This window comes from Pelomonas dachongensis, from assembly GCF_043555865.1.
Lineage (GTDB): Bacteria > Pseudomonadota > Gammaproteobacteria > Burkholderiales > Burkholderiaceae_C > Pelomonas > Pelomonas dachongensis.
Genome location: NZ_JBIGHY010000018.1, coordinates 25,160 through 50,267 on the forward strand (window position 1 = coordinate 25,160; position 25,108 = coordinate 50,267).

Genomic DNA, 25,108 nt, shown 5'->3' on the forward strand with positions numbered 1-25,108 from the left:
GGCCGGCGGCTTGCCGGCCAATCCCCCCACGTTCTGCCCTGCCGCCAGTCGGTGGGTGGGCAGCGCCTTGCCCGAAAGTTCCTATGCAGTTTCGTCTTCTCGCCCCGCTGCTTGCGGGCCTCCTCGCCCTGCTCCCCGCAGCGTGCGTGCAAGCGGCCGATGGGCCGACGGTTCGGGAGGTCGTGGAGTTCACGGCGTTCGTCCAACCTCGCAACAACAACTCGGAGTCGCTGCGCCAGCAGATCTCCCCGGACGGCACCCGCGCCTTCATCGTGACCCGCAAGGCCAGCGTCGCCAGCGACCGCAACAGGTACGAGATCCGCCTGCTGCACATCTCGCCTGACGAGTTGGCGTCAGGGAAGCCGCCGGCCCCCGAGTTGGTGTTCGCGTTCGAGTCCGACCAGGACTTCAACTACGGCGACCCAGCCATCAGTCGCGTTCGCTGGTGGGACGACAAGACGCTGTTGTTCACGGGACGCCTGAAAGACGGCCAGGAACAGGTCTACCGTTTCGACGTCGGGACTCGAGACCTTCGCCAGCTCACGCACGCGACGACACCCATCGTGTCGTTCGCGGCGTCGGCCGATCTGAGGCGTGTGTTGTACGCGGCGCAGGTCCCCAACCCGCCGCTGAAGGCCGGCGCGCGCAGCTTCGTGATGGCGGGTCAGTCAGTGTGGAGCGCCAAGTTCGGCCAGAACCGCCTGCAAGGGCAGATCCGCAAATACGGCTTCTACATCGCCGACGCGGGGACGCTGCAGCCCCGCGCGTTGGGCGAGCCTTTTCTCATGGAGAACATGGCACCTCCGCAGGTGAGCATCTCGCCCGATGGCCACTGGGCCCTCTTGCCGCGCTACGAGCCGCAGCGAACTCTCGACTGGAGCCGGCAGTACCCCATGGTCGAGGAGATCGTCACGAAGTTCGGGCCTGCGGTACGCGGCGATCCACTGCGCTACTACTCCGGCACCAGGGTGCAGTCCGCCCGGCGCAAGACGGTCTGGCGGTTGGATGATGGCCTGGAGCAGACCGTCGTGGATGCTCCGGACGATTCGCGGACGGCCGGTTTCCAGGAACGGCCCGACCACGTCTGGCAGGGGGATGGCACGTCGGTCGTGCTGGCCGGCACCCATCTACCTCTGGTTCCGGGCGGCAACACATCGACGGCGTCCCACATCATCGAGTACTGGCCGGACACCGGGCGCTGGGTGATCATCGCGCAACTGGCCAGCAGGCTGGATCGGCTGCTGCCGGGCCGCGATGGCTTTGCGGTGATTGATGGGGATCGGCATCGGGAGTTCCGGCGTGACGGGGCCGGATGGCGGGAGGTCGCGGCGCAGGATGTCGAAGCGCCATCGTCAGCATGGACCTTGCGTGTCCGCGAGAGCCTCAACGAGCCGCCCGATGTGGTCGCGCAGGGACCCGCGGGCCGGACCGTTCGCCTGACCACGCTGAACCCGCAGTTCGATGCGGCGACGTGGGGCGTGATGAAGACCTACACCTGGCGCGACGCCAAAGGGCGCGCATGGCGGGGGGGCTTGATGGGCGGCGAGGGTGCCAGCCCGTCGAAGCCACTGCCGCTGATCATCGAGACGTATGCCTACTCGCCCGACAACTTCTACCTGCATGGGCCGAATGCCGCATCGCGCAACGGTACCAGTGCCTTCGCCGGCCGGGCGTTCTTGCGGGAGGGGTTCCTCGTGCTGGCCATGGGGAAGAGCTCCCCGGACGCCAGCATCACGCATGACCAGACGCTGCTGCAGCTGTTCAATGAAGGCGTGCGTGGCGCTGTCGACGCCTTGGTCAAGGAGGGGCGTGTCGATCCTGCTCGCGTCGGGATCATTGGCTGGAGCACGACGGGCGAGCGTGTGCTCAACCTGGTGACGTTCTCCGATCTGCCTATCCGTGCGGCCACGCTGGCAGACGGTGACGCCAACACGCAGTTCTTCTTCACGATGACCTATGGATTCGCGGACTCCGCCTGGGCGTGGTTCGACAGCATCAACGAAGGCCTGCCGTTTGGCCCGGGGCGCGCAAACTGGTTGCGCAACGATCCAGCGCTGAACACCGACTGCGTGAACACGGCCCTGCGGATCGAGTCGTATGGTGTGCCGATCTACAGCAACTACGACATCCACGCGTTGCTCAGGCGCCAGTACAAGCCGGTTGAGATGGTGCTGATCCCCGGTGGCGCGCATTCGTTGTCCACGCCCAGCGAACGCATGGTCTCATTGCAGGGCAATGTGGACTGGTACCGGTTCTGGCTCAAGGGCGAGACTCGCACCGAGCCGTTCCTGGCGGGCGAGACCGCCGCTTCGCTGAAGGCGCAGTACGACGCGTGGCGGCAGATGGAGAAGATGAAGGCGGCCAACGACAAGTTGCCGCGATGTGAGCGCGAACGCAGTCGGGGCTAGTCGTCTGCACAGGCGGTCTGTTGATGCCACAGCTGGGCATACAGGCCGCCCTTGCCGACGAGGTCGTCATGCCGCCCGCGCTCCCGTAGCCGGCCCCCGTCCAGTACGACGATCTCATCCGCATGCATCACCGTCGTGAGGCGGTGGGCAACAAGGATCGTCGTGCACCCGGACGTCACCTGCCGCAATGTCCGCATGACGGCAGCCTCCGTTGCACTGTCCAGCATTGAGGTCGGCTCATCCAGCAGGTAGATCATGGGGCGTCGTATCACGGCGCGGGCTATGGCCAGGCGTTGGCGTTCGCCGCCAGAAAGCGTCTGACCCCGTTCACCCAGGACGGTGTCGTATCCCGATGGCAGCGCCGTGATCACACCGTGGAGCTCAGCGCGACGGGCGGCTTCCTCAACATCTTCTCGCGTGGCCCCAGGCAGACCGAGCGCGATGTTGCGGGCCGCTGTCGTGTGCAGCAACGCGCACTCCTGCGCCACCAGCCCAATGTGGGCTCGCAGGTCTGCCGCAGGTATCGCATCGATCGGATGGCCGTCCAGCAGGATCCTCCCTCCTTGGGGCGCATACAGGCGTTCGATCAGCCGGATCAGCGAGGACTTGCCGGCGCCACTGCGGCTGACGATGGCGGTGGTGCGGCCGGCGGCAAACTCGACGTCGAGGCCTTGCAGCACGGGCTGGGCGGCGACGTAGCTGAAGTGGACGTTCTCGAGCCGGATCGACGGCGCCGCTGCCCAGGTTGGGGATGGTGCTGCCAACTCCCGGTCCGTTGCCGCCTCGGGCGGCTCGGCCAGCATGTCGAGCAGCGGCCGCATGAAGCCGAGCGCCCGTGACAAGTCCCTGCTGGCGCAGCCGAGGACTTCAAGCGGGCGGATCATCTGCAGCAGGTAGACGTTGGCCAGCACAAACCCACCGACGGTCATGGTTCCTGTCGCTACGGCTTGCGTGGTGACGAAAAGGCATCCCGCCATCGCCAGGGCGAAGATCAGCGTGGCCGCGATCGCCGTGCCGCCGGCGAGTCGATGGAACCTGAACCATCGGAACGTCAGACGCATGGATGCGTCCTTGAGCGCCTGCTCGGCCTGGGGACCTGCAGAGAAGCACCGAAGCGTCTCGACGTTGCCAATGGCCTCGCCGAGCTGCGCGTGCACGTCCAGGCTGGCCTCCGACACCTCGCGCGCATGCTTGCTGTGCCAGCGTGCGCTCAGTGAGAACACGATCAGGTACATGGCTGCGATCACGCCGAAGCCGATGACAAGCGCGGGTTGCTCAAGACTAGCCAGGATCACTGCCATGCCGGCGAGTTCGACGAGGACGGGCGTGAGGCTGTTCGCGACGTGGGAGATGATCAACTGGCTGCCGGCGGTTGCCAGATCGACGCTGTGCTGGACCTCGCCACTGCGGCGGTGGACCAGGTAGGCCGTCGGCAGCCGCAGCAGATGCTCGAGGAAGCGCTGCCTCAGCGCCGCCGCCACGTGCTGCTCGATCTTCCCGGCAACCAGAGGCCGAACGTCGACGGCCAGGCGACCTCCGAACAGGACCAGCAGGTACATGGCGCCTTCACGCAGGACTCCTTCAGCGTTGTCGACGATCTCGGTGGGCGCCGTGGCCGCCGCGGCGTCGATCAGGTGCTTCAGCGCGAGGGGTGATGCCGCGGCCAGCGCGCCCGAGAAGCCCACCAGGAGCAGCGTGATGCCCAGGTTCAGGAGGAGCGCGCGGTCGACCTGCGAGCTGATGAGCCGCAGCGCAGACCGAAGCGTGGCAGGACGCTGCATGTTGGCGGGCGATGCCTGCGCTGTGGTCAGCAGGCCGTCATGCGCCGCACCCAGAGCTCGGTGGCGATGCACGTATGGACTTCTGCGACGCAGGCATTGGCGGAAGGTCGATCGCACAGCGCCGCCGACACGCGCTCGCGATCCAGGATTCCACGCTGGACCAGCTGACCGTCCAACAGCAGCTCGCGTGCGAAGGCCAGGTTGCGCTGAAGCGCCGCCACGGCATAGGCCTCCATGCCGCCTTTTGAGCGCCGAGTCGCGATGGCCGGCGCAAGGACGTCTGCGAAGGCCCGGCGCGCAAGCGCCCGGCCTCGGCCGCCCTGGGTCAGCACATAGGTTGGCGTCCCCAGGCTCACCTCCAGCAAAGGCTGGGACGCCAGGGGATGGACGGTCTCTGGTGATGCCCGGTGCCGGTAGGGGTTGTGATAGTCGAGCGAATTGATCAGCGCGCTCACCTGATGAAACTTGCCGATGGGCAGGTCGGCGGCATCGAGCAGGCTGGGATGCACGAATCGGTGTGCCATCTGGGCACCCTGCTCCTTGGCCTGCGCAGTCATCAGCGTCAGGAAGTTTCCGGCGCCTTCTCCCGGTTGCCAGCGATACGAGCGGTCCCTGATGGCCTGACGCACGGATGCCCAGAGCGACACGCGGCCCAGGTGGGCCGAGTCGAGCGCCGCCTGGAAGAAGCCACGGCCCCAGCCCCGCGTCTTCAGGTAGTCCGCCGCCGGCCATGTGTGATGGAACTCGTAGAAGATCAGGTCACCGGCGGCGCCGGTGAAGATGGCACTTGCGCCATGGGCCACTGCCACCTCGACATCTGTGTTTCGTGATCCCATGCCGCCGATGTAGTGAGCAGGGCAGGGCGTGCGAACGGCGTGCAGCAAGTCAGCCAGCGAGAAGTCTTCGTCAAGCGGACGCTCAACGAGGGCAGCGCCGGCGCGCTGCGCGGCCAGTCGGGCGTAGGCGCGTTCGTCGCTGTCGGAGCCCGGTGAGTGGTAGTTCAGGCAGGTGATGCGCTCTGGCGCGGCAGCCGGGCACAAATTCCCCAGCAGAATTGAGGAGTCCAGACCGCCCGACAGGCGCAGGAGAATGGACGGGTAGCAAGCCGCCCAGCTCTGCACGCAACGCGCTGTCGCCTCACGAAGCGCTCGCTCGGCGTCCGCTGGATCGGCCATGCCAGCGCGACGCGCGACGTTGACCGCCTCCCACAGTGGCAGCGGCTTGCCGCTGGCCGGCAGCATCGAGACGAGCTCGCCGCCCAGCTGATGGGAGATGCCTTCCACGGCAGTCCCGCGGCCGCCGAGGCGACCAAGCAGGAGGTAAGCCGTGACGGCATCCCAATCAACCGGCGGGAGCGGCATGTCCAGCAGCGAGAGCACGTCCTCCAGCGCCGAGAACACGATGCTCAGCCCCCGCGCCTCGATGCGAAAGCAGGGCAGGGTGCCTGTGGGGTCGCAGAGCACGCGGGGCTCGCCGGTCCAGGATGGAAGAAAAGCGACGTAGCGCCCCCAGAAGTCATCGACGAGGGACTGTCCGTCCGAGTGCACGATGCGTTGGGCTTCGAGCGTTGTGAGCTCGAGCTCAGCCGGTTCCTGGAGCAGCTCACCATGGCGCCGGAACAGGTGGCCAAGGATGACGCCCTGGTCATGCGGCAGCAAGTAGACGTCGTTGACCCCATGCACACTGCCCGTCACGTAGACGTGCAGGTTGGATCGCTTGAATGCGATCTTCCAGCGGGGGTCGGCGCCGATCATCTGTTCGAGGTGCCATGCGGCCTCTGACTGTTTCTGGCTGGTCAGGTTCCAGCTGAAGGCGACGTAGCGAAACATGACCAGGTCCTGCTCAGACGACCAGGATGGGGTGGAAGGCTCGGACGTTTTCGTGCAGGTCGTTCAACACCATGTCGCCGCTCTGCACCCAAGAGTGCGCGGCAAAGGGCCGTGTCCGCACGCCGATGACCCAGCGCGGGAACAAAGACCGCATGGCGAGAAATCGGATCAGGGTCAACGAGTCGTGTAGGCACTGGTCGCGTGCCGTCAAAACGAAGGGCCGCGCACGCATGTACGCCGACACCTCGTGATCCAGCGCGTCGGCGTTCGGCATGTCGGTGCCCGGGGCGCGGCCGCGCAGTTGCACGACGTTGCCGGCGATCTCTGCCAGGGAGTGCCGCCGGAGCCAGTACGCCGTTGTTGCGCCCGACCAGCCGAGGCGCAACGCGTCTCGCCAGGTGGCGCTCGGCAGGATTGCGTTATCGCTGGGGCGCCAGCTTTCAAGCGGTTCGCTGAGTTGCGGCCGGGGCGGCGGCACACCATCCGCGGTGCACAGCATGGCGTTCCTGCTCAGCATCGAGACCAGGGTGTCCACCGAGGCGGTGTGCTCGGGCGATGCCTGCTGGGGAGGCTGAACTTCGCCGCCAGGCCAGTCGATGATGACGTCAGACATGAAGGCCGGCCTTGCGCCGCCCACGCTCTGGTACGTGTTGCGCCGCAGGTCCAGCAGGATCACCTGCTCGTCGACCCGACATGCGCGCACGTGGTCTGCGAGCCTGAACCTTGGGGGCTGGACGGCGTTCAGCGGCACGTCGATGTCCTCTTGCGCCGCGGGCGGTCAGGGCCGACGCAGGAGCATGACCTCGCTTGACTCAACCAGCGGGCCTCGCACGTCCTCGGGGATGAGCAGTTTGGCGTCTCCAAGCTCCGCGATCTCGCGCGGAAGGTCGTTGTTCATGGGGCTCACCTGCAACGATCTGGTGTGTTGAAGGGGCGGTGCAGTCTTGTGGGTCTCTGCACCGCCCCGGCGCTGGCGCGCGGCTCAGGGCCGCGCGCCAGGCTGGCTCAGGGCGTTTCCCGGAACGGCAGGATCTCGTTCGGCTCGAGATACTGGGCCTTGTCGACGCCCTTCGTTTCTTCCTTCGCGTCGCCCAGGTCGACCACTTCCAGTTGCACTTCGTCGTTCATGACGATCTCCTTGAGTTGAGTTGAGGACACAGATGCCATCGGTGTTCACCTTTGGCGGCTCAAAGATAGAGAGCGCAGGCACGCGATCAAAGCGTTCTGCCGAAGATCGATTTCTAGTTCGGTCGGGCGCGGCGGCGAACAACCGGCCTCAGGTCTGGCGCTGCGGCGGGTTCGCCGCTGTGCGCTGAAGGGGGCAACGCGGACGTATGCGTTCGGAGTGGTAGTTAGTGCTTCGGAAGCCGAACGGACCTGGACTCGTTGAAAGTAGGGGGGGAAATTTCGTCGGGCCATTCGTCTTAGAGGTATGGATCGCTCCATCTCTGAAGACGAGGCACCGAAGGTCTGGCACATCTACTGGCAGGTGGTGGTCGGCCGCGACCTCATCGCCAACGCGTTGCTCGCCCGCCAGATTCGGAAGCGTCTGCTTGGCGCTCATGACGCGCCGGGTCGTGAACTTCTGTACTACCTCATCCTGTCCAGGGAGATCCACCTGCTGTCACTGCTTCCGAAAGGCGACTCGGCTGCGTCGCTCGGCAATGGCTTGTCAAACGTGATCGCCAAGCGCGTTCGGCAGGCGGACGGCGCGCACGGAGCAGTGTTCAGGGACCGGTACCACGCGCATTGCATCGGTGGCAGCGAGGCGCTGCGCGAAGAGGTTCGAATGCTGGCCTGGCGGCCGGTTGCCGCGGGAGTCAGCGCCACCCCGTCGAACTTCAAGCACGCTGCATTGAGGTCGATCCTCGGAATGAGCTTGGGGGAGGAGTTGCACGTAACGGCACTGCTTGAGCATCTTGGGGGCACTTTGCCGCTGGGGCGCGTCAGACTTCGTCAAGCTTTGACCGCCCGGCCGTCTGACCTCGAGGTGCTGCAGTGGGAACTGAGCAAAGGACTGGTGTCAGCAAGAGGAGCTGTGGGACCCGCCGGCTCCGTGGCAAGGCATGTCAGCGGTCCGGCAGCGACGCTGGTCGCGGCGAGCGCTGGCAAGAGCATCGACGGTGGCCTGCAGCTTCTGGAGCTCTGGGTGGCAACGCGCCTGCGGCTGCCTGCTCCGCCGCTCGCTCCCCAACGCGGCTTGCTGGCTGCGAAGGCCAGGGCGTTGGTCGCGAGCCTTGCAGTCCAGATGGGGCTCTGCCCAGCGTCTTACGCGGCAAGCTACTTCGGGCGAGCGAGGGCAACACTGAGCGAGCAGATGAAGTCTCTACGAAGTCGGCTCGCGGACCGCGCCATCCTCGCGATACCGGCGGACAGGATCGTGCGCGAAGCTGTTGATCTCATGGCGAACGCTTCGGCCTCAGAGGGCAAATGATGCCGGTGCCCGACGTCGTCCAGTGGCAGCGTGGCGCTTTGACGTGCCTTGGCTTTCACCTGGATCCGTGACGTCGACTGCCTGTGGTCGGCATTGGATGCCAATGGCATGAATGCGGGCAGCGAATCGATGGTCTTTGGCATGCTTGGGCGACACAAGCCGGCTGTTGCATTGCCGCTGCGCGACGTCTGCTTGCGAGTTCGGCGGTGACGCCCGCGATCCGCGCATGCTGCGCCCGCGCTGGCCCGCTTGGACGCACCTTGGCGGCGCTGCACGCCTGAAGCTGGGCCGTCGCGGCTTCCTGACGCGGCTACGCCGTTGCGGCGAACTTCGCGTGCAGCCGCAGGAACACCACCGCCGCCCGGTCGTTGCCCCAGAGCCCGAACGCCAACTGCTGGGCATGCTCGATCAAACGGCCCGCGCGGTAGATCAACTCCTGCATCACCGTCTTGATGCGTCGGCGCTTGGCTGAGTGGCGCACCGGCGCATCCGGCCCGAGCAGGCCGCGCTGGCCCATCAGCCGCAGGATGTTCATCGCCAGCGCCGCAAGACGGCACACCAGCGCGTGCGTGTCGAACCTCCCCCGAGGGCAGCCTCGTGAGGTCCCGGTCGGTCTTGAACCCCGCGTGGAACTGCTCGTGCGTGCCGTGGTCGGCGTACAGCGCCATCACTTGGCTGACGTCGATGCGCGTAGGTGGTGTGGTCGTACAGCCGTCAAGCCAAGGGTGCAGGCCTACAGAGGGGAGGTCACGGCTTCAGGAGACAGATTGAGGTGTCCCACGCCTACCAACTGGTCCATCAGCCGCCCACTTCCAACTGCCCACCGCCCGGCGCGTGCCCCGTCTGGCGCGGCTCCGCAATACCGGCGAGCCGCAGAGCTGCGATAGCGTGCAGGGGGGCTACCAGCGATCAACTACGGCACGAAGGCCGGCGCGATCCCGTGGGGTGGCGCGCTTCCATCCATCGGCAATGCCGCGGTACGCCTCGCCCGTCTCCAGGTCGACGGGTAGCCACGTGGAAGGGCATTTCGTGGACAGCGTCAACGCCTGTGCTTGGGCCAGATCTGCAGTTGTAGAGCCATCAATCAGCTGTCGGCTCGCACTCACCCTCACCCTCACTTTCACCCTCACCCAGTGCTGATGTCCTTCGCGGGCTATGGTGCCCCTGGCGGCCGCGTCACGCAGCAGGCGATCGCTGATCGCGTCTGCGCTCTCGCGGTTGCGCGGGTTCGTCATCGAATAGATCAGGTCGGAAAGATCCGACCGCCGGAACCGGCTCAGTCAAGATTGGTCCAGCACCATGGCGCGCGCCTGACAATGTCGAGGTGTGACGGCAACGATCTTGGAAGCCATGCGGCGGTCCCTTGTCAGTGCTCGCCGTTCACGCAAAGGTTTCAGAGATCGTGCGCATCGGACTTGCGGTACCAACCCCGGATGCGTTGGCCGTCCCACGACAACGTCACATGGGGTCCCTGCGTCACCGGCACCTTGATGGCGTTCGGTCGAAAGACCGCGACGCACTCGCGTCCGGGATCGCGCACCGAGTTGTAAAGCAAGCCGGCCGCCCCAGCCGTGCGCTGCTCCTTCGCCAACTCGCGCGAGGCTGCGTAGCTGTCCGGCTCGTGGACGTCCGTGACGCTTCGAACGTCCACCAGCGGGGTCTGGACCGTGGCGACATAGCAGCGCAGGTCTACGTCGATTGGCAGTTGGTCAGTCGCGGCCAGGAACTTGGCGCGGTGGTAGCTCACTTCGGCGACCGCAGTCTCAAGAGACTGTGCGCCGTAGTAGACGCCCCAGGTGCCGTCGGCGAATCGAGATCCTTCCGGGTTCAGGTGGCAGAAAGCCGCCATGATGGGCGAGCTGCCCGCGCCGAACACCCGATCAGCCTTCGGCACCAGGTCGATCTGCCCGACCTGCTGGCGGACGCGCGGGTTCACCAGGGCCTGGACCGCGAAGATTGCGTCGAAATCCTCGGGTGAGGCGACCGCCTCGAAGAGCGAGATCGGAGGAAACCTGCTGGGCACCAGGCGATAGGTCGGATTCCACTGCGGGGCTATGGCCGTCAGCCCGGTCATGCGAACTCGCCGCCGCGCGCTGCATCGAGATAGTCAGCGACCACCTTCAGATCGCCCACCTGGCCACCGAGCATTCGCTTCAAAGCAGGCTCGCCTGCGAACAGCGGTGCCTTGTTGGGCACCCGCAGCCAGGTGTCGGCCCGCTCTTGAACCGGCAACAGGATCTGCAACGCGGCGTAGATGTTCATGAGGTACCCCAGCCGCTCAAGCGTGTCGCCAGACAGCGACGATGCAATCTGGCCGTTGCGCCAGCGGTAGCAGGTGGGCTGGCTCACACCCAACAGCACCTCTTGCTCGCTTGGCGACAAGCCCCACGCCTTCGCGATGTTGAAGAAGGCACGCAGGATGGAACGGGCCGCCTCGACGGTGCCAAGATCCTTGGAAGAAGGGGAGCTTTGAACGGCGGGCATGGCGCTGGTCACGAGAATGAATCTAGATATTTTGAATTCACATGAACGAAAATGCAACGCCGGAACTGCGGTTCCCCCATGTCAGTCCACCAGCTCGGCTGGCACTGCTGGATTCAGTCGCTGCGTGATCGAGCGGCGGGAGCGCAACGGGTAGGGCAAGCCGCAGACGTTCAACTTCGTGGGATTCACTTCATTTGTGGCCGCTTGCGGCGCGGAGCATTCCTGCTTCGGCGCCACACGCGATACCACCGCATGCGTGCGGCCCTGGGGGAGATCAAGAACGAGATGCGGCGACGACGCCACGACAGCCTAGCCGACCAAGGTCGATGGCTGCGGTCAGTGGTTGCCGGCTACTTCGCGTACCACGCGGTGCCGACCAACGCCCCTGCTCTTGGGGCGTACCGGCACCATGTCCTGGACCTGTGGCGGCGGTCGCTGAAGCGGCGCAGTCAGAAGGGCCATGTGACCTGCGCGCAGATGGACCGGCTCGCCGCGGAGTGGCCGCCACCACCCCATGTGCTCCGTCCCTCTCTTCTTATGACGATTCAGCCAGCGAAAAGATCAGTAGGGTTTTCCCGCGGCTGACCTTGTCCCCGAGAAACGGAGTTTTAGCTGTGGCGGCGCATCGAGCACTACGGGAGTCAGGCCCGCAAGAAGCAGGACATGAGCCAGGTGCGCATCGTCGGCATTGACGAGACGAGTCTGCGGCGCGGTCAAGACTACGTCACCGTGGTGCGCGACCTGGACGCCAAGCGGCTGCTGTTCTGCACCGAGGGGCGCGACCACCTCACAGTCCAGGCCTTCGCCCAGGACCGGCACGACCACGGAGGCGAGCCCACCGAGATCGCCCACGCCTGCATGGACATGAGCGCGGCCTACCGCAAAGGCGCCACGGCCTACCTGCCCAACGCGCAGGTCAGCTATCACCGCTTTCCTGGGACGGGGCTGGATGTCTTTATCCTGTTATCTATTAACAACGTTTGCCCTATTGATGTTCTCGAATGACAACAGCTCGCGGGCGGGTGTGTATTGTTTCAATAACATAAGCATCCTACGAGTTAACGAGTGGCAACATGAACGTCGCATCCAAAGCCGGTTCCCCGCTGCAATCCGAGTACGGCATCGGTGAGCAACTGGCCGCCGTTTTTCGGCATGCCTCGGCGAGCCAAGTGCAGGTTGCGGATCGCACCGGGCTATCCCGCCAGGCGATAGCCAAGGCCCTGGAGGGCAACGGCAACACTCGCGTGTCGACGCTCGATCTGATTCTGGACGCGCTGGGCTATTCCCTCGTAGCCGTGCCCAAGGGCTACAAGGCGGAAGTGATCGCCTTCATCAACAACGGCGCGCGCGTAGCCTCTCTGCCTGCCGGCACAGTCGCCCCGCTTGGCATGGCCCAACAGGCCTATGCCGACCACGTGGCCATGGGCAAGGAGTTCGGCAAGTGAGGTACGACCCCATCGTCATGGGTGAGGTGCTGCTGCACGTACCCGGCGGCGGCGCGTCGCGCCGGATCGGCTGGCTTTCCAAGGTTGGAGACAACCTGCGCGTGTCCTTCGCCAAGGAGTACGTGCAGGATCCTCAGCGGCCGACTCTTTCGACCGTGTACCGGCTCGAATCTGACGAGGCTACGCGGCAGGTCCTAACAGCCATCAACGATGAGCGGCTGGTGCGCATCGGCAAGCTCCCAAGCTACTTTCAGAACCTTTTACCTGAGGGCATCAACCGCCAGCGCCTGGCCGAGCGCCGGGGCGTTGCAGTGTCCGACGAATTCGAACTGTTGGCGGCCGCCGGCCACGATCTGATCGGCGGCGTGGAGGTGGTTCCTGCCCACAGCGTTCCGCACGACGTGACAAAGCTGCACGCTACGAAGGGCCTGGAGCCCTTGGAGCCCTCCGCAGTCGCTTCACCGCTGGACGATGGCTGGTCGCTGGGTGGCTATGTGACGAAGTTCAGCATGGTGTACACCGGCCGCCGCTATGTCGTGCGCCGCGGCACGGACGCCGGCCAGATCATCGCGAAGCTGCCCAGCACCGACTACCCGGACATGGTCCACAACGAGGCCGCCTGCTACCGGCTCGCAGCGGCAGTTGGCATGGAGCATGCCGGCGCGACGGCCAGGCCCATCGCTGAGCTGGCCATCGACGCCGACCTCCCCCACGAGTTCACCCACTACCTGCACGTGCCCCGCTTCGACCGTGAGCTGCTTGCCGACGGACGGGTGCAGCGCATTCACTTCGAGGAGCTGATACAGGCCCTCGGCATGGATGCCGGCCACAAGTACCGAAACCTGGGTTCTGGCATCGTGGCCTTGAACCGGATGCTGGTGCGTTCGCCGGCCTCGGGCTATCACCAGGTGCTGGAGGTGTTCCGCCGGTGGACGGCGTTTGCGCTCATGGGCGGTGCGGATGCCCACCTCAAGAACTGGGCAGTGATCTACCGCGACGGCATCAATCCCGCGCTTGCGCCCGCCTACGACCTGGTTTGCGTGTCCTGCTACTTCAACCAGGCGGACCCGAACCAGCTGAGCATGAACAAGGCCATGGATGGGGTGCTGCGTCGATGGACACCAGACGCCGCGGTCGCAGTGGCGCGGGACTCGGGTCTGCTTCAAGTGAACCAGGTTCGCAAGATGGTGTTCGACACGGCAGCGCAGGCTCTGGAAGCCTGGCCGCAGCTGCTGAAGGATGCACCACCCCGCTTGCGCAAGGAAGTCACAGCCCGCCTTGCGGCTCTGGTACCGCAGCTCAGTCGCCCCGATTCGCCGAAGCCGCGAGGCAAAGCCTCCGCGCAAGCCACACCGACTCCCGCAGCACGACCCCGGACCGGGCAGGAGGATCAGCTCCCGTCCGTGGCAAAGCATGGTCCAAGCCGCAGACGTCCTTGATGCAGTGGGCGTCTTGGTGGTAAGCGGCTAGCCGTGCCACCTTGATCTCGCCAAATCTACAAGGATGCTTTGCTCCACTCAACTTCAGGTGGACGGCACTCGCACTGCCGAAGCGCTCCTTGGGCAGCGCCTTCCATTGGCAGCCAGTGCGCAGCACGTAGACGATGGCCTCGAACACCAATCGAGCCGGCTTGGACGGCCGACCAGCACCCGGCTTTCGCAGGTAGATCTTGTCCGCAGCCGAGCGCACTGGAATCAGCGGCTCTACACGCTGCCAAAACTCATCCGTCATCACCTACGACTCGACACGTTTCGCCAAAATCTCGATCCAGCACCGCGTCCAATACGGTTCGATTCGTAGCTTATCTATTTACGGATAATTTCTTAGTCCGGTGGACGCGGGCATCCAGTTCATCACGACAACCGCGCGATCCATTGTCACTGAGCGCCAGTGGCGTTCTCGCGTGAGCGACATCTCTGCAGCGTTCTCGGTCGGTCGCTAGCGTCCTTCACGCTCACGTTGACGGACGCATTCCGGTCATCAAGGCGTGAACCAGGCCTGATTTGTCACCGACCGGTCTACGAGCTGTAGCTGCCGCTCACATGGAATCAGCGGGCCTGGTCGACATGAGCGTGCGTCGGACGGCCGGTTTTGGCGATCACGAACTCACGCAATCGACCCCAAGAAGACATGCTCCATCTCGATTGCGCCACCCTTGAGCTGCCGGTAGTGTTTTCATGCGCGGTTGGAGCCGTCGGGCGGGACCCGGTTGAGCACTAACCGCTGGCAAAACTGCGGGCGCGGGGAGATTGAAGCTCACCGCGGCGACTCTCGGGCAGCCGGCATCAGACATCGAAACCGACACACTCCTGACCGGTGGGCCGATGTAGCAGCGGGGCCTTATAGGCTGAGCTCGTGGCCAAAGGCGGTGCCGGGAGTTGCCTCCCGGCACCGCAAAGACTGCAACCAGGGCCCTTCAGTCCGTCGGGGGCGCGCCACGCTCGCGCGCCAGCGCCTTGAACCACGCGTCGATGGCCTCGCGCAGCGAGCCGACGCGGCGCAGCCGGCCGGCGGCCGGGTCCCGCAGCGAGGGCGAGAATTCGTAGGCCGCGTTCATCCAGCCGAAGCGATGGAGCTTGAGCGCCGGGCGCACGCCGATGTGGTGCGCGTCGTGATGCGAGAGGTCCCCCGGCCAGGCACCGACCCTCACCGCCATCGCGCCCGCCATCGATGCAGCCCAACGGGCCCAGGCGTGCGGCTGCCGCATGGGCGAGTCCACAGGCGGCGGCGCGCCCAGAAGCCGCGCATGGCTTAGCAGTGCCTGCCGCTCGCGGCCCTTTGTCGCAGGCTCGACGTTGAAGCGGTGCTCGCTGGCCAGTTCCAGGATCGCGCCGATGTTGCCGAACAGCAGCACCGGCATCACAAAGCCCAACAGCCAGGGCAACAGCAGCCCAGCCGCCGCGAAGCCCGCGGCCAGCGCACCCCAGAAGCTCCAGGCCAGCACGATGCGCCAGGCCGGCCCGAGCACGAATGCACCCGCGAGGCGCGCCTTCGAGAGTTGCCAATGGAAAACCGGCGAAGCCAGGGTCCAGGTGAAACGCCGCCACAGTGCGCGCTCGTCCATGCCGGGCACAAGGCCCAGCGCGTCGAGCAGCGTTGCGTCCGGGTCCCGGCCCGCACGTGCAAAGGTGGCCAGGCCGTGGTGGTCCTCGTGGTCGACCCTGTAGGCCTCGACGCTGATGTTCAGCGTGGCCACGCCCACGACCTCGGCCGCGATGCGGGTGGCGCGCGGGTTCTCGAAGCCCATGCGATGGCTGCCGAAGTGCACGAGCACGCTTGAGCCCTTCACCTTGAGGTGCATGGCGCCGAGAGCCGCCAGCGGCAACGCCGCGGCGGGGAAGAGAAAGTCGGTGAGATTCATGATGGAGTTCCTGTCGAAGTGGGGTGAGTCAGCCGGGTTCTCGGGGTGGGCGGCGGCCGTGCTCAAGGGCACTTCGGCCGCCGTTCAGGCGGTGCCGAAGACCAGTCGCAGCAAGGCAGCAACGGCCCAGGTGCCGAGCGCAAGCGTCGCGAGCCACGCGAACAGCAGCGCACCGAGGTGTGTGCCGAAGGTCCAGCGGTGCAGCGGCTTGGCGTCCGGCATCGCGATGCCCGTGAGCCAAGTCCAGAAGGGCTGGGTCCAGCGCGGGAAGCGCTCCGCCAGCTTGCTACGGGTTTCCAGGGGGTCAGGTTTGCGGTCCATATCGCTCTCTCTCTTCAGCTTCGCCCTCCCGTTCTGCCCTGCGGCAAAATCGCCGCGGGTCCGGGAGGCCGGCCGTCGGTTCCAAGACGGCGATACGGACTGTTTGCGGGGACGCGATGGAAGCGAGCGGAAGTCTTCCGAACACTTCCGGGGAGTTCGATGCCGAAAACCGGACGTGGAGACGCTGTGAACCAGGTGAGAGAGCTTCCAGATTCCTGGCAAGTGCTTTTGAAAGCGCTGGACGACCCTGGCCTTTCGCTGGGAGAAGTTCTTCAGCGCTATATGGACGCGGGATCGGGGAACGAGAAGAGTGCCGCATGGAAACCAACGTCCCTCGCTTCACGTTTAGGCATGGACCGCAGGTCGATAACCGACTACATGAAGGACCGGTCCACCCCGCCCCTGAAATTCAACACGTTCGGAAAGATCACCGACTGCACCTTTGGACGCTTGATGCAGACGCTGGGCATCGCTTCCTTCAATGGTGGGGTGTTCGAGCCGATCGAAAGGCGCGAGGCTGAATTCAAGGGCTTCCTTGAAAAGCATCGACGTGCCACGGAATCTACGCCCGAGGCAGAAGACGGCCTCAGCAGGTTCCTGGCGTGGCGGCGAATGGATTTCGAGGGTGGCACCCTCTGGAACTTCGTCCCCCTCAGGTTGATGCCAGCGGTGTCATACGACTCCCCGCAGCAGACGACCGACCAGCGACCAAGCGCTTCGACCTTCGATTCCGTGTCTGCACTGCTCGATTCGGACAAGGCGGCCCCCTTCTGGATCCTGCTTGGAGAGCCCGGCTCCGGAAAGTCAACGCTGCTGCGCGCGCACGAGTACCGCTGCCTGAGCGAGCGCGCGGCCGCCAAACCCGAGCTCTGCCTGCTGTTCGGGCTGAATGCGTACACGGCCGAGAGCCGGCTGGATCCTTGGGACTGGGTGCAGCATCGATGGGCACAGCAGTGGTCCTCCAAGTGGGGTTTACAGCCATCGTTGCCAGAACTGCAGACCAGCTACCGCCTTCGCCTGCTGTTCGACGGATTGAACGAAATCGCGGCGGACAACCCAGAGGCCCGACATGGCGCCGTCGCACGCTTCATGGAGTTCGCAGAGGATGCTGTCCCGAAGCGGGGGCTATTGCCGCCGGTGTTCACGGTGCGAACCCTGAACTACACGACCACGTCAAGTCAGCACCACAGGGCTCCGCGCCACGCCATGGTCGACTCCCTCGATCGGGAAAGAATCCAGCGGTTCATAGAACAACATTTCTCGACGAAGAACCATCCACTCTGGATCGCGCTCAGCAACGACGAGTCACTGCGGCACCTGAAACTCCAGGAATTGTTCGGCAACCCGTTCAATCTGAGAACCCAGTGCACGATTTACACCCGCCGCACGAGCGGCGAAAAGGCGGAAGAGCAAATCGCTCGCCACGCCACGTTGAGGAATCGCGCCGACTTGATCGCGGCCATGCTCTGGGACCGCATCCGTGACCAGATCTCGCGCCGTCCTCCGCCTCATTGGGCATTTGTGGACACATTGCTGACTGAGGACGATCGGTATCTGGTTGCAAGCCTGGCATTCGGGGAGATCGCCCTGGGTCGCTCGATGCGGATGAACTGCGGGCTCATCGATGGCATCGACCGGCTTGCGTATGGCGTGCACCTGCGCCACTCCGGGAGCCGTGGTCGATTCAGCCCGACCGACGCGAAAAACGCCCTCGGCCATCCGCTCGCGGCGGAACTATGGTGGGAAGCACTCAAGGCGCTCAACGTCGTCAGGCGCGTGGCCGACACCCCTGGCCAGAACGAGTTCGAGTTCACCCATCAGCTCGTACAGGAGTTCTTTGCGGCGCGTTGGCTTGCCAACGGCGCGTCGGACGAAAAGCTGAAGACCGAGCTCAACGCGTCGGTCGACCTGCTCGGTGGTACCGCTTCTCCGTGGGAAGAATGCGTCAAGATGGCCGCCCAGTTGTCCGCCGACCCTGCGAAGGTCATCGCTACCTTGATCGAGGCGAACAGCTTTGCATTGGCGGCCAGAACCATAAAGCACCTCGACGATTTTGTTGACACGCGCTCGTACCGGGCGGTGGTCGCAGGACAGCTCTTCAAGAAGATGCAGCATGCGTCGCCGCCGCATCCCGGCAGCTTCAGCGCGGCCGAGGCGCTCGGGACCTTGGGCGACTCCATCAGGTACCAGGACGCCGCTGGAGAACACGGCCGCTTCCTCGTTCCAAAGGCGCAGTACTGGGGGTGGATCGAACCGGGCACCTATCCGCTCGGGCAAATCCCTACACCTACGGTCATCGAGGCCGGCTTTCGAATTGCATACGCCAGCGTCACTAACGCGGAGTTCGCCTGCTTTGTCGAGTCGGGTGGCTACGGATTGGAAGCCGGTGGCATTGCGCCCGCTTCACCGCCTGCATGGTGGCAAGGAGATGCGGCGGTCACGTATTGGCGCGAGCAATGGCGCTCCAATTCGCACGACGGTCGAAGCAAGGCGGGAAGACTGAGTTCCCCAGATTCGTGGGGCAGCGCAGGAAATTCCAACGGCCTCTATCCCGTGACAGGCGTGAGTTTTTACGAGGCGCAGGCGTACTGCTGCTGGCTGTCTGCGCAAACAGGAAAGACAGTCAGGCTGCCGACGGATGTGGAGTGGGAGGCGGCAGCCCGAGGTATTGAAGGGCGGCCATGGCCTTGGGGCGATGGTGCTCCTTCGGACGGTGCGATCGATTCCCGCCGTTTGGGACTTCCATCTTTTCCCGCCTCGCCCGTCGCCCTCGACGTCGCGAGGTCGACACCCGGCGGTCTGTTCGATCTGTCCGGCTTCATGTGGCAGTGGACCAATTCGGTCTTCGACCCGTCGGAGAAATTTATCGATCCGGACATGAAGGTCTGCGGAGCCCGGCCCGATGTACGCCGGCGTGAGAATCCGGGCCGACGGCACGGTCAGCTGGGTTTCAGAATTGTCATGATTGATTGATCGCTCCCATGAGCCAAGACCGCTCCAATGAGCTTGCAGGCCCGGCCTCAAGCGCATCGCCTTTGCTGGTCAACGCGCAAGCGCCTGTGCACGGTGCATGGGACGAGATGCGCCACGCCGATTGCGCATTGCGCCCAACTTGGGCGCGCTTCGCTGCCAAGTTCGAAGGTGCTGGCATCCCGGCCGGTACGGCCGGCGCGGCGGCGCTAGCGCAGCGCAAGGTGCGCTTGGCTGACCAGCTGCAATGCGATGGCATCACATACAACCAGTACGGCAAGGATCGAAGAGACGCGCGGCCCTGGTCGCTTGAATTGCTGCCGCTGCTGATTGATTACCCCGAGTGGACGCAGATTGAAGCCGGTGTGGTGCAGCGGGCAGAGCTGATCGAGGCGCTGCTCGCCGATTGCTATGGCGCGCGGCGTTTGCAGGCCGAAGGCCTGTTGCCGGATCAGTTCCTGTCGCGCCACCCTGGCTGGATGCGCAGCCTGATCGGTCATCCGCCAGCCGGCGGACGACACGTCTACGTCCTTGCGTTCGACCTCGGGCGCGAACCGGATGGCGTTTGGAGCGTGCTTGCGCAGTCGACCCACAGGTTCTCGGGCTTAGCCTACGCTCTGCACAACCGAACGCTGATCTCAAGCCAGTTCCCCGACGCCCTGCGTGAGCTCGCAGTACGGCCTGTGGCCGACGCGTTGCGCTCAGTTGTCAGGGTACTGCAGGACGCCGCCACGGTGCTCGCCGATCGCGCCGGCCATGGCGCGCCGCGGCTGGTGCTCCTGGCGCCGGGGCCGGCCAACGAAGCCTATTTTGAGCACGCCTACACCGCGAGCCAGTTCGGCTTGACGCTAACCGATGGCCGCGACCTCACGATTCTCGGCAACCAGCTGTTCCTTCAGACAGTCGAAGGGCTTGAACCGGTACATGGCGTGCTGCGGCGGCTCGACGATGCATTCTGCGATCCGCTCGAACTTCGAGCCGATTCCGTGCTGGGTGTGCCCGGCATGATGGCGGCGGCGCGCGCCGGCACGTTCGTGATGGCAAATGCGTTCGGCTCGTCTTTCGTCGAGTCGCCCACGTTGCTGGCATTCCTGCCGCCGATCTCCGAGAGACTGCTGGGCCAGCCATTGCTAATGCGCTCGCTGTCCACTTGGTGGTGCGGCCAGCCTTCGTCGTGGGCCGCAGTTCGTGGGAACTTGTGCGGCAAGGCCTTGCGAGCGACCTTCGATTCTGGCCATCGCACTCCGCCAACTCTGCAAGACCCTTCTTTGGTCGAGGCGGTCGTCAGTGCCGATCCCGCTGCCTGGACAGTGCAGGATCAACCGCGCCTTTCGCGCGCACCGGTCTACAGCGATGACGGTTTGGTCACGCGCCCGGCGGTCTTGCGCGTGTACGCGAGCGTCGACCACAACGGCCTTTGGCAGGTGATGCCCGGCGGCCTGACGCGCGTCGCCACGCGCGAAGGAGCCTCCTTCTCCTCGCACGAGGGAGGTTCCAGCCTGGACACCTGGGTACTCGGCGAGCCAGGATCGCCGCGTCCTGCGACCACGGTGAAACCGCAGCCCTTGGGCGCACACCAGCGCCGATGTCTGGTGACGCATGACACCGGCGAGAAGCTGTTCTGGCTCGGCCGCTACACCGAACGCTGCCAGCAACAATTGCGTCTGGTCCAGGCCGCGTTGACCGGCTTGGGCGCCGGGCCACTGGGTTCCGCTTTGACATTGCTCGCGTTGTCGCACGGGCTGTTGCGCGACGAGGCGCAGCCGACTGGGCAAGCGGTGCTGGCTGGCCTGATCGATTCCCAAGGCGGTGGCCTTGCGCAAACACTCACCGCTCTTGAGGGATTGGGGGGCGATCTGCGTCAATGCTTGGCCGACGACCATTGGCGATGGCTGACCCGCCTGCACCGGGACTTCATGACGGCGCAGGTCCCGCACGGCGCCGATCCTGCCGGCGCATTGGCGGCACTCGAAACACTCGGCACGAAGCTCGAACTGGTGTTGGCCGCACAGACCGCAGCGGCGAACCGCGACGACGGATGGCGTTTGACGACCTGCGGGCGCCTTGTCGAGCGCCTGAATTGCCAGGCGCTGACGTTGCGTGCGCTACTGGATCCCACCGATCCCAGCACGGTGGCCGGCGGCGGCCCCGGCATCGTCGTGCTGCTTGCGCTGTTTGAAAGCCGCCAATCGTGCCCAGCACAGATCCGACGCCACGACGGCGCATTCGCGATTGGGAAACTGTTGGCGCTGGACGAGACTCACCCATATTCGCTAGCAAGCACGCTGGCCCAGTTGCGCTCCGAGCTCGCTCTGCTTCCGGCCGTCCTCAGGCCCGAAGCCGTTCTCGCGTTGCTGCCGCCGAGCGGTGTCGGTCTCAACACGCTGGACGCCGCCACAAGCGCCGACGCATTTGCGGGCATGCTCGTCCGCCTTGCCTGCGACTTGGAGCAGCGAAGCGCGACTGTTTCCGACCGCCTGGGCGAAATTTTCGCCAGGTCCCCCGAGTGGAGTCTGAGGTGCGACTGAGCGCGCCGCCGAGGCTGTTCGGTGCGATTGGCACTATCTTGTATCGCAACCGGCCCTGCGACCCGACCTCGTCCTCCGCGCCGCCTTCCTGTGGAGCATCGCCCGACGCCAGGCCATGTGGGCAGCGCCGACCGTTCGCTTTTGTGAGTGCAGCGGTCGCTGGTGATGAAGGTCAAGAAGGACATGTTCTTCAACGAGGCCGAGACTCTCGGCGCGCAGGCCGAGCCCGCGGTTGAGGAGCTTGACGACGACAAGATCGACGTGCCCGCCCACAAGCGCGTCAAGCGTGGTCGCAAGCCGCTGGACCCGGCGCTGCCGCGCGAGGTGATCCGCCATGAGCTGCCCGAAGACCAGCGCGTGTGCCCGCACGACGGCGCGGAGCTTCGCGAGATCGGCGTGGAGTCCAGCGAGCAGCTGGACATCATCCCGCAGCAGGTGCGCGTCATCCGGCACGAGCGCGTCAAGTACGCCTGCCCCTGCTGCGACGGCGGCATGCGCCTGGCCCCGCGCCCTGCGCAGATCATCCCCAGAGGCCTCTTCACCGAGAGCGCCTTGGCCTGGATCGCCACCTCCAAGTACTTGGACGGCCTGCCGCTGTACCGCCAAGCGGTGCTGCTTGGGCGCTTCGGCGGCACCGACATCGCGCGCAACACCGTGGCCAGCAGCATGGTGCGCGCAGGAATCTCCGTCCAGCCGGTGATCAACCTGCTACGCGACTTGTTGCTGGACGCACCGCTGGTGTTCGGCGACGAGACCGAACTGCAGGTGCTCAAGGAGCCCGGGCGAACGGCGCAGGCCAAGAGCTACATCTGGGCGCAGATGACCGACGGCCGCGGCCGAGAGGGCACGGGGCCACCGATCCGGCTGTTCGCTTACTCGCCCAGCCGCTCGACGAAGACGGCGATGGTGCTGTATGCCGGCATCCGCCCCGGGGCCGTGCTGATGACCGACGGCTACGAGGTCTACGACACCGTGGCTGAGTCGCACCAACTCGTGCACTTGGCCTGCTGGACGCACTGCCGGAGGTACTTCTTCGAAGCGCTGCAGGGCTTGCCCAAGGACCAGCGCGGGCCGAACCAGCTCGCGGCGCGCTTCATCGCGCTCATCGGCCAGTGGTACCACGTCGAGGCGCAGGCCAAGCGCGACGGCGTCGACACGGATGAGCTCAAGCGTCGGCGCCAGCAGGACAGCGTCCCCGTGTTGGCCGACATCGAGGCGCCGCTGCTGGCCCACCTGCACGGCGTGCTGCCCAAGAGCCTGCTGGGGCAGGCACTGCACTACCTCTCTTCGCAGTGGAGCAAGCTCAAGCGTTACGTCGAGGACGGCCGCTACAGCATCGACAGCAACGTGCAGGAGAACGCCATCCGGCCGTTCTGTGTCGGTCGCCGCAACTGGCTGTTCGCCGACACGGTGCATGGCGCCAACGCCAGCGCCAACCTGTACTCGCTGCTGCAGACCTGCCGGGTCAACGGCATCGATGGCTACCGCTACCTGCGAGCGTTGTTCGCTGCGCTGCCCAACGCCCAGACCGTCGACGACTACGCCGCGCTGCTGCCCTGGTCCATCGACCTCAGCAACGTCTGACGCCCACTTGCCCGAGTGCCTCGGGCGAGGCATGGACGTGGTTTATTGAGCGCTTACGCCCTAAAAGCCGCGCCACCGCGCGGTTTTGAGGGCAGCAACGACAATTGCGTGGTGTGTGACCGGTTCCAAGGGGTGGCGGGCTCTCCCGCCGTGCCAGGCCGTGATCGACGACCGAAGGAATTTGCCGCAGGCAGTGGACGCGAGCCGTTGCGCTCACGCGGGGGCATAAAGCCGCCGGGCCAGCGGCGGCTGCTCGGCGATCACGGCCTCGATTTGCGCGGCATCGCGCGGGTCGAGGTCGTGGCGGAGAGTGCGCAATTTGCGCTGCTCGGCGTCGATCTCAGCCAGGCGGGCGGGATCGGGGTTGGCAGCGTCCAGCGCCTGGGCCGCCGCTTCGGCCCAGTGCGCGATCAGCGCGCCCAGCACGTCCTGGGCGACTTCGAGGCGGATGCCGTGGGTGAGCATGGTGGTCATTTCTTGCAGTGCTCGCCGGGACTTAAAACTTGAGGCCTGCCTCCAGGAACGCCGAGGGCGTTGGGCTTCGCTGGCTCAGCCCAACCTACCGGGCTGGACGCTCACGACCGAGGTGCACCACAAGACGTATGACCAGCGCAAGCATCAGATATGCGACGCAAGAGACCAAGAGCACGGACAGTGCTTTGCCCAGGTGCTGCCAGGTGAAGAGACCAATGTCTTTCACTAGCCCGGGGAACAGCGTGAAGCCCAGAGCCTGGTAGATCACGACGCTTCCGGCTGCAAGCCCCCCGCAGCAGAGCAGCAGATCTCGCCATAGCCCCTGGGCTGCGATCTTGAATAGCGCGGCAAAGGACGCGGCAAGAAAGAACCCAACGAGGCTCCATTTTTCCCACTGGGGCGCATTCTGCTTACCGAGCATGATCCAGCCGAGAACAAAGATCAGTTGTGCGGCGCAGCCAGCCGCGATCACTGCACCGGGACGCCGAACCAGCAGCGAAATCATGGCCGACCAACGAACACGGGAATTACACCTCCGATGCTCTTCAGTTGAGGGAATAAATTGACGTCTGATTGGCCAACGTCAATACATCCCTTTGAGCCAGGTTTACTGCCACCGTGAAGGAAAAATCCGTCTCGTCCAAACGTGTTCGTAGCTGCGTCAGGGTGGAGAGGTGCACGGTAAGTTCCCCAATCGCCAAGCAGACTCCTCACCCAACCGCCCTCGGAAATCTCGGCGGTATTGAGCGTGTATCCGCCGGATGGAATAGGCCCAACATTTCTGGCAGTTGGATCTGTCGAGCCGCCGACACCGGAGGTGTACCCATACGAACCGATGATCGACGTTCCGCCATTGCCGTAAAGGGTAACCGTCCCGCCTGATGCCACGATAAGACTGCCAGTCGAACCGGCCCAGCGATCCAAGCCCTTTGGATCGACGAAGCTAATCGGATTCCCCCCCACATATGCGTAGGTATTGATGCCTCCCGCCAGACCGATGGGGTCAGATTGGACATAACGCCCAATCTGCGCATCGTAGTAACGATTCCAGTTGTACCAAAGCCCGCTCTCCACATCGTAGTATTGGCCCGGAAAACCGACATTCAGCCCCCCGATGCTGTCAGAGGCAATCTCACGATCAAACGCAGCATTCTTTGCCCGCCAGACCACACCAGCGCCAGCGTCGGTGAGCACCTCGGGACGTCCAAGATGATCGTTGTGGCTCGCATAGAACTGCGCATTGCGGGCCAAGCCTAACTGTCAAGACCCGCCTGTTTGTATACAGCGCGCTTGAACAAATGGGGCTTGGCGACCTGCCAAGCTTGAAGGGCTTGCACGGGTGAGCGGTGGTCGAGCGAGCGCTGCGGGATGTGGTGGTTGTAGGTCTTGCAGTACGCCGTGAGCGTGGCTTCCAACTCGGCGCCCGAATTGAATCGGGTCTGCTGCACGACCTCGCTGATGCGGCCATTGAAGCGCTCCACCAGGCCGT

19 protein-coding genes and 3 pseudogenes are annotated in these 25,108 nt (G+C 64.9%); 8 read left to right on the forward strand and 14 right to left on the reverse strand.

Annotation, left to right across the window (positions count from 1 at the left end):
* Nucleotides 1–83 precede the first annotated feature (83 nt).
* Nucleotides 84–2,408, forward strand: a complete 2,325-nt coding sequence (locus ACG02S_RS25230; protein WP_394473265.1) for an alpha/beta hydrolase family protein — start codon at nucleotides 84–86, stop codon at nucleotides 2,406–2,408.
* Here ACG02S_RS25230 and ACG02S_RS25235 read toward each other — a convergent pair.
* The 4 genes from ACG02S_RS25235 to ACG02S_RS25250 all read right to left on the reverse strand — a co-directional run bounded on the left by ACG02S_RS25235 (nucleotide 2,405) and on the right by ACG02S_RS25250 (nucleotide 7,146).
* Nucleotides 2,405–4,261 (reverse strand): ABC transporter ATP-binding protein, encoded by a 1,857-nt coding sequence (locus ACG02S_RS25235; RefSeq protein WP_394473266.1) that lies wholly within the window; start codon nucleotides 4,259–4,261, stop codon nucleotides 2,405–2,407. The two genes, ACG02S_RS25230 and ACG02S_RS25235, sit on opposite strands and share 4 nt — an antisense overlap.
* On the reverse strand, nucleotides 4,216–6,018 hold the full coding sequence (locus ACG02S_RS25240; RefSeq protein WP_394473267.1) for an asparagine synthase-related protein: 1,803 nt from the start codon (nucleotides 6,016–6,018) through the stop codon (nucleotides 4,216–4,218). The genes ACG02S_RS25235 and ACG02S_RS25240 overlap by 46 nt, the downstream gene beginning before the upstream one ends.
* A gap of 13 nt (nucleotides 6,019–6,031) precedes the next feature.
* Nucleotides 6,032–6,769, reverse strand: coding sequence for a lasso peptide biosynthesis B2 protein (locus ACG02S_RS25245; RefSeq protein WP_394473268.1), 738 nt, complete (start codon nucleotides 6,767–6,769; stop codon nucleotides 6,032–6,034).
* 254 nt (nucleotides 6,770–7,023) lie between these two features.
* Nucleotides 7,024–7,146, reverse strand: coding sequence for a rubrivinodin family lasso peptide (locus ACG02S_RS25250; RefSeq protein ID WP_394473269.1), 123 nt, complete (start codon nucleotides 7,144–7,146; stop codon nucleotides 7,024–7,026).
* Nucleotides 7,147–7,450: 304 nt separating this feature from the next.
* Here ACG02S_RS25250 and ACG02S_RS25255 point away from each other — a divergent pair, with 304 nt between their 5' ends.
* Nucleotides 7,451–8,452 carry a hypothetical protein gene (locus tag ACG02S_RS25255; RefSeq protein WP_394473270.1) on the forward strand — a complete coding sequence of 334 codons (1,002 nt, stop codon included), beginning with the start codon at nucleotides 7,451–7,453 and terminating at the stop codon, nucleotides 8,450–8,452.
* A gap of 310 nt (nucleotides 8,453–8,762) precedes the next feature.
* Here ACG02S_RS25255 and ACG02S_RS25260 read toward each other — a convergent pair.
* The 3 genes and pseudogenes from ACG02S_RS25260 to ACG02S_RS25270 form a co-directional block, all read right to left on the reverse strand.
* Nucleotides 8,763–9,195: pseudogene (locus ACG02S_RS25260) on the reverse strand (IS1380-like element ISCARN34 family transposase); the annotation flags it as partial.
* 650 nt (nucleotides 9,196–9,845) lie between these two features.
* Complete coding sequence (locus tag ACG02S_RS25265) at nucleotides 9,846–10,526, reverse strand: RES family NAD+ phosphorylase (RefSeq protein ID WP_394473271.1); 681 nt, start codon at nucleotides 10,524–10,526, stop codon at nucleotides 9,846–9,848.
* On the reverse strand, nucleotides 10,523–10,936 hold the full coding sequence (locus tag ACG02S_RS25270; RefSeq protein ID WP_394473272.1) for an MbcA/ParS/Xre antitoxin family protein: 414 nt from the start codon (nucleotides 10,934–10,936) through the stop codon (nucleotides 10,523–10,525). The genes ACG02S_RS25265 and ACG02S_RS25270 overlap by 4 nt, the downstream gene beginning before the upstream one ends.
* 663 nt (nucleotides 10,937–11,599) lie before the next feature.
* Between ACG02S_RS25270 and ACG02S_RS25275 the strand changes: the two genes are divergently transcribed.
* The 3 genes from ACG02S_RS25275 (at nucleotide 11,600) to ACG02S_RS25285 (ending at nucleotide 13,820) form a co-directional block, all read left to right on the forward strand.
* On the forward strand, nucleotides 11,600–11,941 hold the full coding sequence (locus ACG02S_RS25275) for a transposase (protein WP_394473273.1): 342 nt from the start codon (nucleotides 11,600–11,602) through the stop codon (nucleotides 11,939–11,941).
* A 68-nt stretch (nucleotides 11,942–12,009) separates the two neighbouring features.
* Nucleotides 12,010–12,381, forward strand: coding sequence for a helix-turn-helix domain-containing protein (locus ACG02S_RS25280; RefSeq protein ID WP_394473274.1), 372 nt, complete (start codon nucleotides 12,010–12,012; stop codon nucleotides 12,379–12,381).
* Between the two features lie 17 nt (nucleotides 12,382–12,398).
* Entirely contained in the window at nucleotides 12,399–13,820 is a 1,422-nt protein-coding gene (locus ACG02S_RS25285) for a type II toxin-antitoxin system HipA family toxin (protein ID WP_394473275.1), read from the forward strand.
* Nucleotides 13,821–13,839: 19 nt separating this feature from the next.
* On the opposite strand, the pseudogene ACG02S_RS25290 reads toward ACG02S_RS25285, so the two are convergent.
* The 3 genes and pseudogenes from ACG02S_RS25290 to ACG02S_RS25300 all read right to left on the reverse strand — a co-directional run.
* Nucleotides 13,840–14,112, reverse strand: a pseudogene (locus tag ACG02S_RS25290) (transposase); the annotation flags it as partial.
* Between the two features lie 685 nt (nucleotides 14,113–14,797).
* Nucleotides 14,798–15,742 (reverse strand): fatty acid desaturase, encoded by a 945-nt coding sequence (locus tag ACG02S_RS25295; RefSeq protein WP_394473276.1) that lies wholly within the window; start codon nucleotides 15,740–15,742, stop codon nucleotides 14,798–14,800.
* An 84-nt stretch (nucleotides 15,743–15,826) separates the two neighbouring features.
* Complete coding sequence (locus ACG02S_RS25300) at nucleotides 15,827–16,063, reverse strand: hypothetical protein (RefSeq protein WP_394473277.1); 237 nt, start codon at nucleotides 16,061–16,063, stop codon at nucleotides 15,827–15,829.
* 222 nt (nucleotides 16,064–16,285) lie between these two features.
* Here ACG02S_RS25300 and ACG02S_RS25305 point away from each other — a divergent pair, with 222 nt between their 5' ends.
* The 3 genes and pseudogenes from ACG02S_RS25305 to tnpC all read left to right on the forward strand — a co-directional run.
* Nucleotides 16,286–19,036 carry an SUMF1/EgtB/PvdO family nonheme iron enzyme gene (locus ACG02S_RS25305; protein ID WP_394473278.1) on the forward strand — a complete coding sequence of 917 codons (2,751 nt, stop codon included), beginning with the start codon at nucleotides 16,286–16,288 and terminating at the stop codon, nucleotides 19,034–19,036.
* An 8-nt stretch (nucleotides 19,037–19,044) separates the two neighbouring features.
* Nucleotides 19,045–21,561, forward strand: coding sequence for a circularly permuted type 2 ATP-grasp protein (locus ACG02S_RS25310; protein WP_394473279.1), 2,517 nt, complete (start codon nucleotides 19,045–19,047; stop codon nucleotides 21,559–21,561).
* A 174-nt stretch (nucleotides 21,562–21,735) separates the two neighbouring features.
* Nucleotides 21,736–23,145 (forward strand): annotated as a pseudogene (tnpC, locus tag ACG02S_RS25315) (IS66 family transposase); the annotation flags it as partial.
* Nucleotides 23,146–23,358: 213 nt separating this feature from the next.
* Here tnpC and ACG02S_RS25320 read toward each other — a convergent pair.
* From ACG02S_RS25320 to ACG02S_RS25335, 4 genes are all read right to left on the reverse strand, one after another.
* The gene (locus tag ACG02S_RS25320; protein WP_394473281.1) at nucleotides 23,359–23,619 is read right to left on the reverse strand and encodes a hypothetical protein; all 261 of its coding nucleotides are present in this window, start codon (nucleotides 23,617–23,619) and stop codon (nucleotides 23,359–23,361) included.
* Nucleotides 23,620–23,704: 85 nt separating this feature from the next.
* Nucleotides 23,705–24,124 carry a hypothetical protein gene (locus ACG02S_RS25325; RefSeq protein ID WP_394473282.1) on the reverse strand — a complete coding sequence of 140 codons (420 nt, stop codon included), beginning with the start codon at nucleotides 24,122–24,124 and terminating at the stop codon, nucleotides 23,705–23,707.
* Entirely contained in the window at nucleotides 24,121–24,870 is a 750-nt protein-coding gene (locus ACG02S_RS25330) for an RHS repeat-associated core domain-containing protein (protein ID WP_394473283.1), read from the reverse strand. The genes ACG02S_RS25325 and ACG02S_RS25330 overlap by 4 nt, the downstream gene beginning before the upstream one ends.
* 2 nt (nucleotides 24,871–24,872) lie before the next feature.
* A partial coding sequence (locus ACG02S_RS25335; protein WP_394473284.1) for an integrase core domain-containing protein occupies nucleotides 24,873–25,108 on the reverse strand: 236 nt, incomplete at its 5' end.